General features: G+C 72.6%; 19 protein-coding genes. 9 read left to right on the top strand and 10 right to left on the bottom strand.

The genetic code is table 11. From position 1 onward, the window contains the following. Positions 1-76: 76 nt before the first annotated feature. Together ACYVP9_RS04275 and ACYVP9_RS04270 are read left to right on the top strand one after the other, a co-directional pair. The gene (locus ACYVP9_RS04275; RefSeq protein WP_460603455.1) at positions 77-1762 is read left to right on the top strand and encodes a nitrite/sulfite reductase; all 1686 of its coding nucleotides are present in this window, start codon (positions 77-79) and stop codon (positions 1760-1762) included. Further along, complete coding sequence (locus ACYVP9_RS04270; RefSeq protein ID WP_460603454.1) at positions 1750-2478, top strand: adenylyl/phosphoadenylyl-sulfate reductase; 729 nt, start codon at positions 1750-1752, stop codon at positions 2476-2478. The genes ACYVP9_RS04275 and ACYVP9_RS04270 overlap by 13 nt, the downstream gene beginning before the upstream one ends. Before the next feature lie 10 nt (positions 2479-2488). On the opposite strand, the gene ACYVP9_RS04265 is transcribed toward ACYVP9_RS04270, so the two are convergent. Then, the gene (locus ACYVP9_RS04265; protein WP_460603453.1) at positions 2489-2665 is read right to left on the bottom strand and encodes a hypothetical protein; all 177 of its coding nucleotides are present in this window, start codon (positions 2663-2665) and stop codon (positions 2489-2491) included. Positions 2666-2753: 88 nt separating this feature from the next. On the opposite strand from ACYVP9_RS04265, the gene ACYVP9_RS04260 reads away from it, so the two are divergent. Further along, the gene (locus ACYVP9_RS04260) at positions 2754-3221 is read left to right on the top strand and encodes a YbaK/EbsC family protein (protein ID WP_460603452.1); all 468 of its coding nucleotides are present in this window, start codon (positions 2754-2756) and stop codon (positions 3219-3221) included. 59 nt (positions 3222-3280) lie between these two features. Further along, positions 3281-3850: a GNAT family N-acetyltransferase gene (locus ACYVP9_RS04255; RefSeq protein WP_460603451.1), complete on the top strand. Its 570-nt coding sequence runs from the start codon at positions 3281-3283 to the stop codon at positions 3848-3850. Here the strand turns inward: ACYVP9_RS04255 and metF are convergent. Beyond that, complete coding sequence (metF, locus tag ACYVP9_RS04250; RefSeq protein WP_460603450.1) at positions 3847-4737, bottom strand: methylenetetrahydrofolate reductase; 891 nt, start codon at positions 4735-4737, stop codon at positions 3847-3849. The genes ACYVP9_RS04255 and metF overlap by 4 nt on opposite strands. An 81-nt stretch (positions 4738-4818) precedes the next feature. On the opposite strand from metF, the gene ACYVP9_RS04245 reads away from it, so the two are divergent. From ACYVP9_RS04245 to ACYVP9_RS04235, 3 genes are read left to right on the top strand one after another with little or no spacing between them, the layout of a single operon-like run. Further along, on the top strand, positions 4819-5469 hold the full coding sequence (locus ACYVP9_RS04245; RefSeq protein ID WP_460603449.1) for a uracil-DNA glycosylase family protein: 651 nt from the start codon (positions 4819-4821) through the stop codon (positions 5467-5469). A gap of 36 nt (positions 5470-5505) precedes the next feature. Continuing rightward, the gene (locus ACYVP9_RS04240) at positions 5506-6039 is read left to right on the top strand and encodes a DinB family protein (RefSeq protein WP_460603448.1); all 534 of its coding nucleotides are present in this window, start codon (positions 5506-5508) and stop codon (positions 6037-6039) included. Further along, a complete protein-coding gene (locus tag ACYVP9_RS04235; RefSeq protein ID WP_460603447.1) occupies positions 6036-6965 on the top strand; it encodes a phytoene/squalene synthase family protein in 930 nt (309 codons plus the stop codon). Before ACYVP9_RS04240 ends, ACYVP9_RS04235 begins: the two co-directional genes overlap by 4 nt. On the opposite strand, the gene ACYVP9_RS04230 is transcribed toward ACYVP9_RS04235, so the two are convergent. From ACYVP9_RS04230 to ACYVP9_RS04220, 3 genes are read right to left on the bottom strand one after another with little or no spacing between them, the layout of a single operon-like run. Further along, on the bottom strand, positions 6962-7303 hold the full coding sequence (locus ACYVP9_RS04230; protein ID WP_460603446.1) for an Rv2175c family DNA-binding protein: 342 nt from the start codon (positions 7301-7303) through the stop codon (positions 6962-6964). The two genes, ACYVP9_RS04235 and ACYVP9_RS04230, sit on opposite strands and share 4 nt — an antisense overlap. Further along, positions 7300-8079, bottom strand: a complete 780-nt coding sequence (locus ACYVP9_RS04225; protein ID WP_460603445.1) for a methyltransferase domain-containing protein — start codon at positions 8077-8079, stop codon at positions 7300-7302. The genes ACYVP9_RS04230 and ACYVP9_RS04225 overlap by 4 nt, the downstream gene beginning before the upstream one ends. Before the next feature lie 12 nt (positions 8080-8091). Continuing rightward, positions 8092-8937 carry a spermidine synthase gene (locus ACYVP9_RS04220; protein WP_460603444.1) on the bottom strand — a complete coding sequence of 282 codons (846 nt, stop codon included), beginning with the start codon at positions 8935-8937 and terminating at the stop codon, positions 8092-8094. Between the two features lie 84 nt (positions 8938-9021). On the opposite strand from ACYVP9_RS04220, the gene pknB reads away from it, so the two are divergent. Both pknB and aroF read left to right on the top strand, forming a co-directional pair. Next, a complete protein-coding gene (gene pknB / locus ACYVP9_RS04215; protein WP_460604283.1) occupies positions 9022-11067 on the top strand; it encodes a Stk1 family PASTA domain-containing Ser/Thr kinase in 2046 nt (681 codons plus the stop codon). A 30-nt stretch (positions 11068-11097) separates the two neighbouring features. Further along, on the top strand, positions 11098-12147 hold the full coding sequence (aroF, locus tag ACYVP9_RS04210; RefSeq protein ID WP_460603443.1) for a 3-deoxy-7-phosphoheptulonate synthase: 1050 nt from the start codon (positions 11098-11100) through the stop codon (positions 12145-12147). Positions 12148-12178: 31 nt separating this feature from the next. Here aroF and ACYVP9_RS04205 read toward each other — a convergent pair whose 3' ends face one another. From ACYVP9_RS04205 to ACYVP9_RS04185, 5 genes are read right to left on the bottom strand one after another with little or no spacing between them, the layout of a single operon-like run. Next, positions 12179-12835, bottom strand: coding sequence for a hypothetical protein (locus ACYVP9_RS04205; protein ID WP_460603442.1), 657 nt, complete (start codon positions 12833-12835; stop codon positions 12179-12181). Next, on the bottom strand, positions 12832-13515 hold the full coding sequence (locus ACYVP9_RS04200) for a hypothetical protein (protein WP_460603441.1): 684 nt from the start codon (positions 13513-13515) through the stop codon (positions 12832-12834). Before ACYVP9_RS04200 ends, ACYVP9_RS04205 begins: the two co-directional genes overlap by 4 nt. Positions 13516-13537: 22 nt before the next feature. Next, positions 13538-14536 (bottom strand): threonine aldolase family protein, encoded by a 999-nt coding sequence (locus ACYVP9_RS04195; RefSeq protein ID WP_460603440.1) that lies wholly within the window; start codon positions 14534-14536, stop codon positions 13538-13540. Further along, the gene (locus ACYVP9_RS04190; protein WP_460603439.1) at positions 14533-15897 is read right to left on the bottom strand and encodes a 3-deoxy-7-phosphoheptulonate synthase class II; all 1365 of its coding nucleotides are present in this window, start codon (positions 15895-15897) and stop codon (positions 14533-14535) included. The genes ACYVP9_RS04195 and ACYVP9_RS04190 overlap by 4 nt, the downstream gene beginning before the upstream one ends. A gap of 34 nt (positions 15898-15931) precedes the next feature. Continuing rightward, a complete protein-coding gene (locus ACYVP9_RS04185; protein ID WP_460603438.1) occupies positions 15932-16999 on the bottom strand; it encodes a hypothetical protein in 1068 nt (355 codons plus the stop codon).

Here is a 16999-nt window from a genome sequence, read left to right as displayed (position 1 = left end):
CGTTCGGGCGCATCGTCGCGCCCTCCTCGTAGGCGCCCGCCTCGTCCCCGACCGAACCCCAGGGAAGGACCCGCGCATGCCGGCGCGACCCGACGTCGAACCTCGTTCCAAGCCCAAGAAGGCCCAGGGCCAGTGGGCCCTCGGCTACCGCGAACCGCTCAACCCGAACGAGCGCAGCAAGCGCGACGACCCCCCGCTCAACGTGCGGCGGCGCGTCGAGGAGATCTACTCCAAGCAGGGCTTCGACAGCATCGACCCCGCCGACCTGCGCGGCCGGCTGCGGTGGATGGGCCTGTACACCCAGCGCAAGGAGGGCATCCCGGGCGGCAAGACGGCCACCCTCGAGCCCGAGGAGCTCGACGCCGAGTACTTCATGATGCGGGTGCGCATCGACGGCGGCGCCCTCAGCGCCGAGCAACTGCGGGTCGTCGCCGACATCTCGACCGAGTTCGGACGCGACGTCGCCGACGTCAGTGACCGTCAGAACGTCCAGCTGCACTGGATCCGCATCGAGGACGTGCCCGAGATCTGGCGGCGGCTCGAGTCCGTGGGCCTGTCGACGACAGAGGCGTGCGGCGACTGCCCGCGCGTGATCCTGGGCTGCCCGGTCGAGGGCGTGGCCGCGGACGCCGTGTTCGACGCCGGTCCCGCGCTGCGGGCGACGGTCGAGAAGTACCTGGGCGACCCGGCCTTCCAGAACCTGCCCCGCAAGTTCAAGACGTCGATCTCGGCGTGCAGTCACCACTGCGTCAACCACGAGATCAACGACGTCGCGTTCGTCGGCGTGGTGAACGACGACGGCGAGCAGGGCTTCGACGTGTGGGTCGGCGGCGGGCTGTCGACCAACCCGCGCTTCGCCGAGCGGCTCGGTGTCTTCGTCCGTCCGGACGAGGTCAGCGACGTGTGGGCGGCCGTCGTGTCGATCTTCCGCGACTACGGGTATCGCCGGTCGCGCAATCACGCCCGGCTGAAGTTCCTGATGGCCGACTGGGGTGCCGAGTACTTCCGCCGCATCCTCGAGACCGAGTACCTCGACCGGGAGCTGCCCGACGGTCCTCCCCCGCCGCCCTCGCCGGCCCACCGGGGCCACGTCGGCATCGAGGCGCAGGTCGACGGGCTCGTCTCGATCGGTGCGACCACGGCGTCCGGACGCACGTCCGGCACGGCCCTGGCCGGTCTCGCCGCGCTCGCCGAGAAGCGCTCGCGCCGCGCCGACGGGTCCCGGGTGGCGCTCACGGCGCAGCAGGGCATCGTGCTGCTCGACGTCGACCCGTCCGAGGCGGACGCGGTCGTCGTCGAACTGCGGGAGCTCGGCTACGAGGCGCAGCCGTCCGCCTTCCGCCGCGGCACCATCGCGTGCACGGGCATCGAGTTCTGCAAGCTCGCCCTCGTCGAGACGAAGGGCCGCGCGAACGCGGTCCGCGAGGAGATGGAGCGGCGTCTGCCCGGCTTCGACACCCCGATCACGATCAACGTCAACGGTTGCCCGAACTCCTGCGCGCGCTTCCAGGTCGCCGACATCGGCTTCAAGGGCATGGTGTCGAAGGGTCCTGACGGCGACGTCGAGGCCTTCCAGGTGCACCTCGGCGGACAGATGGGCACCGATGCGGAATTCGGGCGCAAGTTCCGTGGTTTGAAGGTGACGGCGGACGAGGTGCCCGACTACGTCGAGCGGATCCTCACCGGCTACCTCGAACGGCGGGAAGGGGACGAGCCCTTCGCGGCCTACGTGTCGCGGGCGGACGAATCATGGTTGCTCTGACAGCGGACGGGACCACACCGGTCGACCGCATGACCCGTGACGAGCTGCGCGTGCTCGCCGAGAACGCCGGCCGTGACCTCGAGGGCGCGAGCGCGATCGAGATCCTCACGTGGGCGGACGACACCTTCGGCAGCTCGTGGGCCGTCGCCTCGTCGATGGCCGACGCCGTGGTGCCGAGTCTCGCGGCCAAGGTGCGCGAGGGCGTCGACATCCTGTTCCTCGACACGGGTTACCACTTCGCCGAGACGGTCGGCACGCGCGACGCCGTCGCCGCGTCCTTGCCGGTCAACGTGATTTCGATCGAACCCGCGCAAACGGTCGAGCAGCAGGACGCGTCGTTCGGTGCCCGGCTGTACGAACGCAACCCCGATCAGTGCTGCGCCCTGCGCAAGGTCATGCCCCTGCGCAAGACCCTGAAGGGCTACAAGGCCTGGGCGTCAGGTCTGCGCCGCGACGAGGCGCCGACGCGTGCCGGCACGAAGGTCGTCGTCTGGGACGACGGGCGCGGCATGGTGAAGCTGAACCCCATCGCGGCCTGGACCCAGGACGACGTCGACCGTTACATCGCCGAGAACGGCGTGCTCGTGAACCCGCTGCTGTTCGACGGGTACGGCTCGGTCGGCTGCGCGCCGTGCACCCGCCGGCTCAAGCCGGGCGAGGATGCGCGCGCCGGTCGCTGGTCCGGCAGCAACAAGATCGAGTGCGGCATCCACTGACCCGCACCGATCAGTTGTTGCTGCCGGACATGTTCTTGTAGAGGTAGTAGCCGCCGAGGACGAGGACGGCCACCACGATGATCGCGATGACGGCGCCCGCGCTCAGGCTGCCGTGACCGTGCGAGGTGTTGTGGTGGTAGTAGTGCGGCCGGGTGGCCAGCAGGACCAGATCGCTCGTGTTCGTCATAGGTCCATCACAACGCGGGCCGACGGCGGCCGCCATGGGAACCGCTGCCCCGGGAAGCGGTCCCCGCGGCCGCACTAGGGTGCTTGGCGTGCACCGCAACTGTGACGCCGTGAACGCCGTCCTCGAGCACGCGGGAGCGGCGGGCCGCGTGCGCATGCTGCCCGAGGCCGCGCCCACCGCGCAGTCGGCCGCCGACCAGCTCGGCGTCGAGGTCGGCGCGATCGCCAACTCGCTCGTGTTCGCCACCCCGACCGGCGAGGCCGTGCTGGTGATGACGAGCGGGGCCCACCGCGTCGACACCGACCGGGTCGCCACCGTTCTCGGCGTCGAGTCGCTGTCCCGCGCCGACAAGGACCTCGTGTACTCCGCGACCGGCCAACGCATCGGCGGCGTGGCGCCCGTGGCCCACCCCGCCCCGTTGCGCACCGTGGTCGACACCGCACTGGCCGCCCATCCCGAGGTGTGGGCCGCCGGTGGGGTTCCGCACGCCGTGTTCCCGACCACCTTCGACGAGCTGGTGCGCCTGACCGGTGGGACGCCCGCCGAGGTGGCGTGAACCGGACGGGTACCGCGCGCCCCTGTGACCTGCGGCGCGCCGTGGGGCACGATCACGGGGTGCGTTCCGCAGAACACCCGCCGGCCGGCGTCGACGTCCGCGTCGAGGCCTGGTCGCGGCGCCGGTTCGCCGCCCACGTCGCCGACGCGATGTCCATCTACGTGCAGGCGATGGGCTACCCCGAGCACACCGGCACGCAACGCGCGGTGAGCGCGCGCAAGCACGCCGACCACGAGGGGTTCGCCTGCCGCGCCGCCGTCACCGACGACGGCGTCCTCGTCGGCTTCGGCTACGGCTACACGACGTCGCCGGGTCAGTGGTGGCACGACCTCGTCCGCCGGGCGATCAGCCGCGAGCAGCACGAGGCCTGGCTGCACGACGCGTTCGAGCTCAGCGAGCTGCACGTGCTGCCCGAGTACCAGGGCCGCGGCATCGGGCGCCGGCTGCTGGTGTCGCTGGCCGAGGGGCTGCCCCACACGGCGCTGCTGCTGTCGACACCCGACTCCGACACCCGCGCGTTCCGGCTCTACCGCGACCTCGGCTTCGGCGACCTGGCCCGCAACTACCTGTTCCCGGGCGACGCCCGGCCCTTCGCGGTGCTGGGCGCCCGGCTGCCGCTCGGGTCCTAGTTCTCGAAACGGGCGCCGAGAGCCAGGTTCGCCCACACCTCACGCGTCGCCTTCGAGCGGTTCAGCGTGTAGAAGTGAATGCCCGGCACGCCTTCCTCCAGCAGCCGCTCGGCCAGCTTCGAGGTCTCGTAGATGCCCATGGCGCGTATCGACTTCGGGTCGTGGGCGACGGCGGCGAAGCGCCGTCCGAGCTTCTCCGGGAACGGCGAACCGGTGAGCTGTTCGGAGCGCCGGATCATGCCCATGTTGGTGACCGGCATCAGTCCCGCGATGATCGGCTTGTCGCACCCGGCCGCCTCGACGCGGTCGCGCAGCCGCAGGTAGTCGTCCGCCACGAAGAACATGTTGGTGATGGCGTAGGACGCGCCGGCGTCGAACTTCGCGACGAGGTGGCGGGTGTCGTCCTCGACGGACGTCGACCGGGGGTGGCCGTTCGGGAACGCGGCCACGCCGACACTGAAGTCGCCGAGGGTGCCCATGAGCTCCACCAGCTCGGCGGCGTACTCGAGCCCCTCGGGGTGCTTGACCCACTCCCCCTCGGGGTCGCCCGGCGGATCGCCCCGCAGCGCGAGCACGTCGGTGACGCCCGCGGCGGCGAGATGACCCGCGATGCCGCGCAACTCGGCCACCGAGTGTCCGATGGCGGTCAGGTGCGCGACGGGGGTGAGGGTGGTGTCGGACGCGATCTGCTCGGTGATCTCGACGGTGTGCTCGCGTGTCGAGCCACCGGCGCCGTAGGTGACGGACACCCACGACGGCTGCAGCGGCTCGAGCTCACGGATCGTCTTCCACAGCAGGGCGTCCTCGGTCTCGTTCTTCGGCGGGAAGAACTCGAAGGAGAACGTCGGTCCGGACTCGTTCAGCGCCTCGCGGACCGTCGGTGACATGCCGTCCAGGATAGGTGAAGCGCCGGTGACGACGCGCCACGAACGCGCGTGTGCGTGGTGGGCCACGGGTAGATCGGCGTCATGGTGCGACACCCGGGGGCCGAGAGCTTCGTTCCCGACACGACCCAGCTCGAGACGCTGGCGGACGCGGCCGCCGGCTGCCGCGGCTGCGACCTGTACGGCCCCGCCACGCAGACCGTGTTCGGTGAGGGCGAGCCGACCGCCCGCCTGCTGCTCGTCGGCGAGCAGCCCGGCGACCAGGAGGACCGAGCGGGCAGGCCGTTCGTCGGCCCGGCGGGACAGCTGCTGGCCCGGGCACTGGACGAGGCGGGCCTGGCCGACGTCCCGCGGTGGACGACGAACGCGGTGAAGCACTTCCGCTACACCGAGCGCGGCAAGCGCCGCATCCACGAGAAACCGACGGCGGCGCAGTCGACCGCCTGCCGGCCCTGGCTGCAGGCCGAGCTGCGGGCGCTGCGACCGGACGTCGTCGTCGCGCTGGGGGCCACGGCGGCGGGGTCGCTGTTCGGCCCCGGATTCACCCTGACCCCGAACCGCGGGGTGCCGCTGCCCTGGCCGCCCGCCAAGGGGCAGTTCGCCGGAAGCGACCTCGACGTGACGGCGTTCGCCACGATCCACCCGTCCGCCGTGCTGCGCGCCGCGGACGAGGACCGCGCGGCGTTCATGAACGGGCTCGTCAGCGACCTGAGGACCGTGGCCGCCGCGCTCTGACCTGGTGCTGTCGGTGGCCGGACCTACCCTCCCGGCATGACGGAACTCATCCCGATCGTCCTGGGCGGCGTCGGCGACGCGCACGAGCGACTGCGGGCCCGGCTGCGCGGGCTCACGCGTGACGAGTACTTCTGGGAGCCGGTGCCCGGCATGTGGTCGGTGCGGCTCGAGGACGGCACGTGGGTCCCGCACCCGAACACGCAGAGCGGGCCGCCGGCGACGATCGCGTGGCGGGTGTGGCACGTCGCCGAGTGCCTCGCCGGATACGTGACGCCGCACCTCGGCGAGTGGCCACTCGCCGCTTCCGACGGCACCTGGCACGGCGAGGTCGACCCCGCGCTCGCCGACCTCGAGACGTCGTGGCGGGTCTTCGCCGAGCGCATCCGCGGTCTGGGCGAGGACGGCATCCGCCGTCCGCTCGGCCCCGCGTGGGGCCCCTTCGCCGAGTCGTCGTGGGCCGACCTGGTGGTGCACGCCCTCGACGAGGTCGCCCATCACGGCGGCGAGATCGGCGTGCTGCGCGACCTCTACCCGCACCTCGGGCAAGGGGGTGCGACGATGACGCCATGACCGGCGCGCGCGAACTCGACGCCGCCGGCATCACCGGGGCCGCGCTGCGCGACAGCTACCTGCGCTGCCGGGCGCTGAACGCCCGCCACGGCCGCACCTACTACCTCGCGACCGCGCTGCTGCCGCGCGAGAAGCGTCCGTTCGTCCACGCGCTCTACGGCTTCGCCCGCTACGCCGACGACATCGTCGACGACTTCGGCGGTTCCGCCGACGAGCGGGGCGCCCGGCTGCAGTCGTGGTGGGACGACCTGCACGCCGACCTCGAATGGGGCGAGACCAGCGACCCGGTCGGACGGGCGGTGCTCGACACCGTTCGGCGCTTCGACATCCCCATGAACTACCTGGTCGACTTCATCGACTCGATGCGCTCCGACCTCACGGTCACCGAGTACGAGACCTACGCCGACCTCGAGAAGTACATGTGGGGCTCGGCGGCGGTCATCGGGCTCGAGATGCTGCCCATCCTCGGCCGGCGCGACGACGACGTCCGCTGGGACGTGCTCGAGTCGCACGCCATCGCCCTCGGTACGGCTTTCCAACTGACCAACTTCATCAGGGACGTCGGCGAGGACCTACGACGCGGTCGCGTCTACCTGCCCCAGGAGTCGTTGCGGCAGTTCGGCGTCGACCGCGACCGGCTGCGGCGCGGCACCGTCGACGAGTCGATCCGTGCCCTGCTGGCCTGGGAGATCGAGCGGGCACGCGGCCTGTACGCCCGGGCCCGTCCGGGCATCGCCCTGGTCGACCCCACGTCGCAGGACTGCCTGCGGACGGCGTTCACCCTCTACGGCGAGATCCTCGACGAGGTCGAGGCCAACGACTACGACGTGTTCTCGCGCCGGGCGCACGTCAGCACCCGCCGCCGCGCCGCCGTCGGCCTGAACGGGTTGCGCCGCGCGTACGCGGCCCGCCGCCGGCAGTCCTAGAACCCCTCGGCCTGGGCGCGCCGCTTGACCTCGCTGCCGCGGTTGCCGCGCAGGGCGTCGACGGGCGTGCCGGGCAGCGTGTCGTCCTCCCGTTGCAGCCACGCGACGATCTCGTCGTCGTCGAAGCGGGCGTCGCGCAGCAGCGTGACCACCTGCTGCAACGCCTTGAGCGGCGCGCCGTCCTGCAGGACCCAGCCGGGGATGCCGCGCTTGCCGTCGGGCGACGGCACGGCGACCAGCCTGCCCTCGCGCACCCACTGGTGCACCCGGGTCACGGGAACGCCGAGCAGGGCTGCGGCGTCGCGGAAGGTGAGCACGTCCGACACGTCCGGGTTCACGGTCGCACCCCCGAGATCAGGTGGCAGTCGTAGCTGACGGCGATGCCGCCGAGCTCGGCGACGGCGTCGCCGACGGCGTCGAGCAGCCGCGCCCGCTGCCCGTCGGGCAGCAGGTTGTGATCGCTGAACGTCTGGACCAACAGCACGTACTCCTCGGGTGTGTACCGGCGTTCCCAGGGGAAGTCGCGCTCGCCGACCTCGACGAAGCCGGCGCCGGTGAGCGCCTCGAGCACCGGTTCGCGCGGCGCGTTCTTGCCCCCGTACGTGCGGTTGCGGTGCACGAGCTGCGGGGCGACCGATTCGTAGGCGGCGTCGAGGGCGGCGCGGTCGTCGCCGGCCATCGTGTCCATGTTCCAGAACAGTCCGACCCGGCCGCCCGGCCGCAGCACGGCCGCGGCCTTCCGCGCGCCCGGTACCGGGTCGACCCAGTGCCAGGCCTGGCCGCTGACCAGCAGGTCGAAGTCGCGCCCGGCGGCGTCCCACTGCTCGAAGGTGGTCACCTCGACCTCGAGCCCGTGTTCGCGCGCCACCTCGGCCATCCCCGCGTCCGGCTCGACGCCGAGCACCCGGCACCCGCGCGCGGCGAGCAGCTGCCCCGCACGTCCGGTGCCGCAGCCGACGTCGAGCACGTCCACGGCGCCGTCACCGCCGGCGGTGACGCCGCTGAGCAGTTCGACGACGAGGGCGTCCGGGTAGGTGGGCCGGATGCGGTCGTAGATCGCGGCGACGGACCCGAACGACCGCGCGCGGTCCTGCTGTTCGTGCAACTCGCTCACCGGACGATCATCTCAGTCCCCGTCCCACTCCCCCACCCGCCACAGCGCGTCCGGGGGTTGCGGCGAGCGCATCGGGTCGGCGTCGGTGAGCGGACGGGCGCCGCCGACGAACCGCCGCAGCGACTCACCGGCCAGGACGCTGCGCGGGAACGCGGCCCGCGCCGCGGCCGAGCGCACCGTGTCGAGCGGCAGCGGGGCGCGCGAGGCCGCCAGCACGAGGTTGCCGAAGCGCCGTCCCTTGACCACCGCGGGATCGGCGAGCGCGAGCACCTGCGGCAGGTGCTCGCGCACGGTCGCGGCGAGTCGTCTGCCGTACGTGAGCGGCGGGCCGTCCGCCACGTTGACGAGCAGCACCCCGCCGGGCCGCAGCACCCGCGCGACGTCGGTGACGAACTCGCCGCTCGTCAGCTCGCCGGGCACCCGTCCGCCGTGGAAGGCGTCGAGCACGAGGACGTCGGCGCTCGCGTCCTTGAGCGCCGCGACGCCTCCCCGTCCGCCGACGGGGCGGATGCGGATGCGGGCGGTGCGGGCGAACGGCAGCCGGGCCCGCACCAGCTCGGTGACGGCGGTGTCGGGTTCGAGCACGATCTGCGGCGATCCCGGCCGGGTGGCCGCCACGTAGCGGGCCAGCGTGCACGCCCCGCCGCCGACGTGGGTGACCGCGAGAGCGGCGGCCGGGTCGTCCGGGGTGAGGGCGTCGACGACGTCGGCGAAGCACTGCACGTACTCGAAATCGAGGTAACGCGGGTCGTCGAGGTCGACGTAGCTCTGCCGGATGCGGTCGATCGTGAGCAGGAACCCGCCCGGTCGATCGGCATCGGCGAGCAGTTCGACCGTGCCGAGCGCGCCCTCCTCCACGGGCCCCACGGTATCGGCGGCGCGCCGTCTCACCCCGATCTCACGAGCGCGAGGGGGTGACGACCGTAGAATCACGGCGTGCAGATGGCGACCAAGGACCCCCTGGTCGGCCGCACGCTCGAAGGCCGCTACCGCCTCCTCGACCGCATCGCCCGCGGCGGGATGTCGACGGTGTACGCCGCCGTCGACCAGCGGCTCGACCGCATGGTCGCGGTGAAGGTCATGTCGTCCGCTTTGTCCGCAGATCCGGCTTTCAGCGACCGGTTCGCGCGCGAGGCGCGGGCCGCTGCACGACTCACCCACCTCAACGCGGTCAGCGTCTACGACCAGGGCTACGAGATCGCCCAGGACGGCCACCACGTCTTCCTGGTCATGGAACTCGTCGAGGGACGGACGCTGCGCGAGCTGATCCGCGAGCGCGGACGGCTCACGCCGGCCGAGGCCGTGTCGATCATGGAGCCCGTCCTCAGCGCCCTCTCGGCCGCACACCGCGCCGGGTTGGTGCACCGCGACATCAAGCCCGAGAACATCCTGCTGTCGGACGAGGGCGTCGTGAAGGTGGCCGACTTCGGCCTCGCCCGCGCCGTCGAGACCGACCCGACCTCGACCCGCACCGGCCTGATGATGGGCACGGTCGCCTACTGCGCCCCCGAGCAGATCACCCGCGGTCACGCCGACCCGCGCTCGGACGTGTACTCCGCAGGCATCGTCTTCTTCGAACTGCTGACGGGAACGCCGCCGTTCACCGGCGAGTCGGCCATGAACGTGGCCTACCAGCACGTGCACAGCCGGGTGCCCGCCCCGTCCTCGCGGGTGAAGTCCGGGCACGGGCAGGGCGAGATCCCGTCCGAGATCGACGAGATCGTGGTCGCCGCCACCGACAGCGACCCGGCGAGCCGTCCCACCGACGCCGGCGCGCTGCTCGCCGAGCTCGCCGACGTCCGCACCGAGCTGTCGCTGCCGATCACGCCGGTGCCGCCGCGTCCCCGCCCCAAGCGTGAGAACCGCACGCGGCCGGCCGAGCGCCGCGGGCCCGACTCCGACACCACGCAGAGCATCCGGCGCCGCCCGGGCAACGACACCGCGGTGGTGCCGTCCGGCGGCCCCTCGCGCAACGGAACCAGCCGCCTCGACGACCGCCGTCCCGAGCGGCGCGACACCGACCGCACCCGTCCGCCCGGCTCACCGCCGCCGCCGGTCGTCAGCCGTCCCGAGGACCGTCGCGCCCGCAAGCGGCGCCGTGCCGCCATCATCACGATCGTGGTGCTGCTGCTCGGCGTGGCGGCGTTCTTCGGCGCGAAGGCGTTCGTCGAGTGGCGCTTCGCGCACGTGCCGAAGGTCGTGGGCCAGACGCAGGCCGCCGCGGTCGAGAGCCTCAAGGACGCGGGCTACAAGGTGGTGGTCGACCCGGGCAAGGAGTTCAGCGAGAAGATCCCGCTGGACCACGTCTACCGCGTCAGCCCCGGCGAGGGCAGCCAGCTCTCGACCGGCAGCACCGTCCGGGTCACGCTCTCGGCGGGACGGCAGACGTGGCAGATCCCGACGACCCGCGGCCAGGAGTACACCGCCGCCGTCGACGAACTGCGCTCGGTCGGTCCGCTCAAGGTCGCGGCGTCGCCCAAGCAGAAGTACGACGCGAAGGTGCCCGAGAACCGGGTGCTCTACACGATCCCGGCAGCCGGTGCGCGTGTGACGCGCTCCGACACCGTCACGATCGTCGTGTCCCGGGGGCCGGCACCGGTGAAGGTGCCCGCCATCCCCCAGGGCACGCCGGCCGAGGACGCCAAGAACACGCTGCGCGCGAAGAACTTCGCCATCGACACCGTCGACCAGTTCGACGACAACGTGCCCGCCGGCCAGGTCATCTCCGTGTCACCCACCGGCACGCAGCCGAACGGCGCCACGATCACGATCACCGTGTCCAAGGGCCCCGAGATGGTGAAGGTCCCCGACATCGGCTTCGGGGACAAGCTGTCGGACGCGCTCGCCAAGCTGCAGGAGGCCGGGCTCGTCGCCGACGTGAACAACCCGACCGGTCGGTCGCCCGACGACGCTCGCGTCTACTCCGTGAACCCCGACGGCGGCACCACGGTGCGCGCGGGCTCCACCGTCACGCTCTTCGTGGTCTGAGGCACGCCCGGCCTCAGTAGGCTTCCCGCCATGGTCATCGTCATGGCTCCCGGCGCATCGGACACGGACGTCGACGGCGTCGTCACCCACATCGAGACCCACGGCGGGCAGGCGTTCGTCAGCCGCGGCGTGATGCGCACGATCGTCGGGGTCGTCGGCACCGAGGACGTGCTCGAGACCTTGGACGCCGGCGGCCTGCCGGGCGTCGTCGAGACGATGCGCATCACCGCGCCGTACAAGCTGGTGTCCGCGCAGAACTCACAGAACTCCGGCGAGGGCACGAAGCGCACGACGATCCGCGTCGGCGGGGTGCCGATCGGGCCCGACACGTTCACGCTCATCGCCGGCCCGTGCGCGGTCGAGACGCCGGAGCAGACGCTCGAGTCGGCGCGCATGGCGCAGCAGGCGGGCGCGACTCTGCTGCGCGGCGGCGCGTACAAGCCGCGCACCAGTCCCTACGCCTTCCAGGGGCTGGGTGAGGCGGGGCTGCGCATCCTCGCGGAGATCCGCGACGAGGTCGGCCTGCCGATCGTGACCGAGGTGGTCGATGCCGCCGACGTCGACGTCGTGGCCGAGCACGCCGACATGCTGCAGATCGGCACGCGCAACATGCAGAACTTCGGCCTGCTGCAGGCCGTCGGGCGGGCGGGCCGTCCGGTGATGCTCAAGCGGGGCCTCACCGCCACCTACGAGGAGTGGCTGATGGCGGCGGAGTACATCGCCCAGCGCGGCAACCTCGACATCGTGCTGTGCGAGCGGGGCGTCCGCTCGTTCGAACCGGCGATCCGCAACATGCTCGACGTGTCGGCCGTGCCCATGGTGCAGCGGTTGTCGCACCTGCCGGTCATCGTCGACCCCTCGCACGCCGCCGGGCGCCGTGACCTCGTCGTGCCGCTCGCCCGCGCCGGTATCGCCGCCGGTGCGGACGGGGTGATGGTCGACGTGCACCCGCACCCCGAGTCGGCCCTGTGCGACGGCGCGCAGGCCCTCGTCGGCGACTCGCTGCAGGAGCTCGCGCAGGCGGTGGCGACGATCCCGCCGCTGCTGGGCCGCACCAGCGCCGCGCACCTCGCCCGCTGAGGATCCACGCGGACGAGGCGGCGCCGGCCGCTCAGCGGGGCGAGCCGGAGCCGGGCGGCGGGGCCCCGTAGCCCGGCTGCGGCGGTCCGCTGAAGTAGCCGTTGCCGCCGCCGCGGTAGGCGGACGCGAGCTCGCGCTTGTGCCGTGACCGGCGGACGAGCCCGACGACCAGCAGCGCGACGGCGCCGAACACCAGCACCAGCCCGGGCGCGAAGGTGAGGACCCCGGCGATGATGCCCTCGTCGACGTTCTGCCCGAACGACATGGTGGTGCCCGGCGGCGCGTTGTCCGCCCGGATCGCGATGTCGTAGTCGCCGCTGCGCTCGATGGTGAAGGTGTACTGGGCGTCTCCGTTGCGTCCGTCGATCGCGTAGGTGAGCGTGCCGTCGTACCGCGTCGCGTCGACCGGGCCGCCCGGCCCGTCGACGGCCAGCGCCCCGAGGTCGGCGTCGTGACGACCGTCGACGGGGGTCTCGAGGTAGGCGATGTAGTCGCCACGGTCGAGGCGGACGGTCTGCGGTGCGCCGTTTGCGCTGATGCGCGCGAAGTCACCGGTGTTGAGCAGGGGCGCGTTGACGACGAGCACCACGCCGATTACGCAGAGCGCGACACCGAGGACGCCGAGCAGCGCGGCGACGCGCAGCGCAACCCGTCCGCGCAGTCTCGTTCGCGGGGCCGGACCCGTCACTGCGGCGGGCCGTACGCCGGCGGGTGACCCGGCTGCCCGTATCCACCGCCGTACTGGCGAAGTTCGCGTTTGTGTCCGCTGCGGCGAACGAGACCCACGATGAGCAGGATGATCGCGGCGATGAGCAGCAGCGCGCCGGGGACGATCAGCACGACGCCCAGCACGAGACCGTTGGCGATCGACTCGCCGAACGCCATGCGCGAGCCGGACGGCGCGTCGGAGCTCTCCGTGGCGACGCGGTACTGGCCGGACTCCGGGATCGAGAACGTGAACAGCGCCTCGCCGTTGTAACCGTCGATGTCGTTGTACTTCAGGCTCGAGGTGCTGCTGCCGTCGCGGCCGTAGAGCTTGACGGGTACCTCGGCGCCCGACGAGTCGACGATCGCGAGGCGGACGTTCGCCCGTCCGTCGCTGCCCGTGGGCGTCTCGAAGTAGCCGGTGTAGCCGCCGGTGCGGTCGAACCGGACGGTCTGCTCGGAACCGATGCGGACGCGCTCGAAGTCGCCGATCTTGGCCAGCGGCGAGTTGATCAGGGCGATGATGCCGCCGATCACCAGGCCGAGACCGATGACGCCGAAGATCGCGGCGAGTCGAAGCGGGATGCGGCCGCGCAGCTTCTGCTTTCCGGAGGGCGCGGGCGGTCCCGAGTAGGGCGGCGGGGCGGGCGGGTAGCTGCTCACCCCCCGGAGTCTGCCAACGACGTCAGGCGGCGGCGAGGGGTGCCAGCACCCGAATCGCCTGCTCGACCGCGGCGTCGTCGACGTCGAGGTGGGTGACGAGCCGCAGGAACCGCGGACCCAGCGCCGACACGAGCACACCCTGCTCGGCGGCAGTCCGGGCGACGCCGGCGGCGTCGGGCACGTTCAGCACCACGATGTTGGTGTCGGGACGCGGCACGCCGAGCGCCTCGGCGAGGCGGGTGGCGCGGGCGTGGTCGTCGGCCAGCCGGGCGACGTGGTGGTCGAGGGCGTGGTGCGCGGCGGCGGCGAGGATGCCCGCCTGCCGCATGCCGCCGCCCAGCCGCTTGCGCCAGACCCGCGCCTCGGCCACGGCGTCCGCGGATGCCACGAGCACCGAGCCGACCGGTGCGCCGAGCCCCTTCGACAGGCACACCGACACGGTGGCGAAGGGCTGCGCGAGCTCGTCCAACGCGGTGCCGGTGGCGACGTGCGCGTTCCAGAGGCGGGCGCCGTCGAGGTGCAACCCCAGCCCGTGGTCGGCCGCGAGCTTCGCCACCGCGGCGACCTCGTCCGGCGACTGCACGGTGCCGCCGCCGAAGTTGTGCGTGTTCTCGACCGCGATCGCCGTCGTCGACACCAGGTACGGGCCGGCGTTGGGCGCGATGAGGCCGGCGACGTCGTCGGCGCGCAGCCGTCCGTTCACCGCCGGCCACGTGCGGAAGGTGATGCCGCTGATCGCCGCGGCGGCGCCCAGCTCGGCACGCGCGATGTGGGCGGTGCTGTCGCAGACGATCTCCTGGCCCGGGCCGGCGTGCAGTCGCAGGCCGAGCTGGTTGCCCAGCGAGCCGGACGCGACGAACAGCCCTGCCTCCTTGCCGAGCAGCTCGGCGACCCGCGCCTCGAGTGCGTTGACGGTGGGGTCCTCGCCGTAGACGTCGTCGCCGACCTCGGCGTCGGCCATCGCGCGGCGCATGGCCGCGGTCGGGCGGGTGACGGTGTCGGAGCGGAGGTCGACGGTCACTGCGCGGGCCGCGAACGCCGTTCGGCGACCAGGCGCTCGGCCACGCGGAACGCGAGCTCGAGCGACTGCTCGATGTTCAGCCGCGGGTCGCACGCCGTCTCGTACCGGCGGCCGAGGTCGCCCGCGGTCAGCTCGGCGGTGCCTCCGATGCACTCGGTGACGTCGTCACCGGTGAGCTCGACGTGCAGGCCGCCGGGATGGGTGCCCAGCTCGGCGTGCACGTCGAAGAACCCGTCGACCTCGTCGATGATGCGGTCGAGGTGGCGCGTCTTCACGCCGTCGGCGGTCTCCTCGGTGTTGCCGTGCATCGGGTCGCAGTGCCACACGACCTGGTGGCCGGTGGAGGTCACCTTCTCGACGATCGCGGGCAGGGTATCGCGCACCTTCGCGTTCGACATGCGGCTGATGAGCGTGAGCCGGCCGGGCTCGTTGTGGGGGTCGAGCCGCTCGACCAGCTCGGCGGCGAACTCGGGCGTGGTCGTCGGCCCCAGCTTCACGCCGATCGGGTTGGCGATGCGCGAGACGTAGTCGAGGTGCGCGCCGTCGAGCTGACGGGTGCGCTCGCCGACCCACACGAAGTGTCCGGACAGGTCGTACGCCCGGCCGTCCTCGACCCGGGTCAGGGCCCGCTCGTACTCGAGGATGAGTGCCTCGTGGGACGCGTACAGCTCGACGCCCTCGAGCGCGGAGTCGTGCACACCGCAGGCGCGCATGAAGCGGACGGCCTGGTCGATCTCGGCGGCCAGCTTCTCGTAGCGGCTGCCGGTGTGGGTGGTGCGCGCGAACGCCGTGTTCCAGGCGTGGACGCGGTCGAGCGAGGCCAGGCCGCCCCCGGCGTAGGCGCGCAGCAGGTTCAGCGTCGAAGCGGCGGTCGAGTAGGCCTTCAGCAGCCGCCGCGGGTCGGGGGTGCGCTCGCCGTGCAGCTCGTTGACCATGTCGCCGCGGTACGACAGCTGTCCCGTCGCGTCGATGTCGGACGAGCGCGGCTTGGCGTACTGCCCGGCGATGCGGCCCAGCTTCACGACCGGCATCGACGCGCCGTAGGTCAGCACGACCGCCATCTGCAGCAGCACGCGCACCTTGCCGGCGATGTCGCGCTGCGAGCTGGTCACGAACGTCTCGGCGCAGTCGCCGCCCTGCAGCAGGAACGCCTCACCGCGGGCCACCATCGCCAGGCGCTCACGCAGCTGGTCGACCTCGGAGGCCACCACGAGCGGCGGCATGCCCGCCAGCTGCAGCGCGACCTCGCGCATCACGGTCTCGTCGGGCCACGTCGGCTGCTGCGCGGCGGGCAGTGCGCGCCACGCGTCGAGGTCCTCCGCGACCTCGTCGGGGCGGGACGGCGCGTCGCTGATGCTCACGGGTACAGGGTATTAGCCGCGTGCCGGCGACGTGTCACCGCAGACCCAGGACGTCCAGGTACCGCCCCAGCAGCCCGGCCGCCTGGCGGCACTGGGCGGCCGTGGCGTCGCGCGCGCCGGAGTAGTAGACCTCGAGGGTCTCGCCCCCGGCCTGCTTCGACGTGTACTTGCAGGTGCCGTCCGTCGTGCTGGTGTCGTAGAGCCGGTGGCCGGCCACGGTGACCGCCCTGCCCTCCGGCGTCGCGGACGGGTCGCGCAGCACACCGGCGGACACGAACAGCGAGGCGCGGTCGCTGTACGAGCACGAGGTGTCGTAGTCGGTGGGACGGGCGGTGGCGCCGGCGGCGAGCGTCGACGCCCCGAAACCCGCGGCGGACGCGACCTTGCACGCGTCGAGCGAGAGCAGCGACGACGGACCCGTGGGCAGCGCCGGCGGGGCGCCCTCCCCCGCCGCGAGGGCGGCGAACGGGGCGATCACCGCGTCGCTGACGCCGCACGAGGTCGCCCGTCCGCCGCGCAGGGTGCCGTAGAGCCGCACCGAGACGGTCGTCGTGGTGCCGCCGCTGCGCGAGACCAACGAGCGGACGCACGCGCCGTCGCGCTGGTAGGGGAAGGCGTAGACGGTCTGTCCCGAGACGGTGGTGCGCCGCGGCGTCGGGGACGTGTCGGGACCGCTGCGCAGCACGCTGACGACCATCGACGGGTCGTCCGTCACGCCGCTGCCCTTCAGCTCGAGCGAGCACGAGGCGGCGAGGGTGTCCGCGGGCCGCTCGAGCGCGACGCCGTACCTCGCGACGTCGGCCGACAGCACGACCTTGCAGACGTTGAGCACGGCCGGATCGCCCAGCGCGGTGTCGTAGACGTCGCGGACGAACTGCGCCCACCGCGCCGCCAACAGGGATCGCGACGAGCTGGGCGACGGCGACGGGACGCACGCGGGTGCCCGGCTCGCACCCGTCGACCCGCAGGGCACGGGGACGCCGCTCGTGACGACGCGGGAGCCCGTCCGCCCGGTGCCGTCGACCGTCGCCGTGCAGCCGGTCACCAGCAGCGCGGTCACCAGCAGCGCGGCTACCGGCACGGCGCCCCGGCGGATGATCAC

It is taken from the genome of Jatrophihabitans fulvus (assembly GCF_054781375.1).
Note: the sequence above shows the minus strand (reverse complement) of the source record. Positions and strands in the feature narration are given on the sequence as shown.

Bases quoted from the DNA above. Each gene is read 5' to 3' on its own strand.
- pknB (WP_460604283.1), top strand. From the start codon at position 9,022: ATGGCGACCAAGGACCCCCTGGTCGGCCGCACGCTCGAAGGCCGCTAC.
- ACYVP9_RS04265 (WP_460603453.1), bottom strand. From the start codon at position 2,665: ATGACGAACACGAGCGATCTGGTCCTGCTGGCCACCCGGCCGCACTAC.
- ACYVP9_RS04245 (WP_460603449.1), top strand. From the start codon at position 4,819: ATGGTGCGACACCCGGGGGCCGAGAGCTTCGTTCCCGACACGACCCAG.
- ACYVP9_RS04275 (WP_460603455.1), top strand. From the start codon at position 77: ATGCCGGCGCGACCCGACGTCGAACCTCGTTCCAAGCCCAAGAAGGCC.
- ACYVP9_RS04270 (WP_460603454.1), top strand. From the start codon at position 1,750: ATGGTTGCTCTGACAGCGGACGGGACCACACCGGTCGACCGCATGACC.
- ACYVP9_RS04240 (WP_460603448.1), top strand. From the start codon at position 5,506: ATGACGGAACTCATCCCGATCGTCCTGGGCGGCGTCGGCGACGCGCAC.
- metF (WP_460603450.1), bottom strand. From the start codon at position 4,737: ATGTCACCGACGGTCCGCGAGGCGCTGAACGAGTCCGGACCGACGTTC.
- aroF (WP_460603443.1), top strand. From the start codon at position 11,098: ATGGTCATCGTCATGGCTCCCGGCGCATCGGACACGGACGTCGACGGC.
- ACYVP9_RS04235 (WP_460603447.1), top strand. From the start codon at position 6,036: ATGACCGGCGCGCGCGAACTCGACGCCGCCGGCATCACCGGGGCCGCG.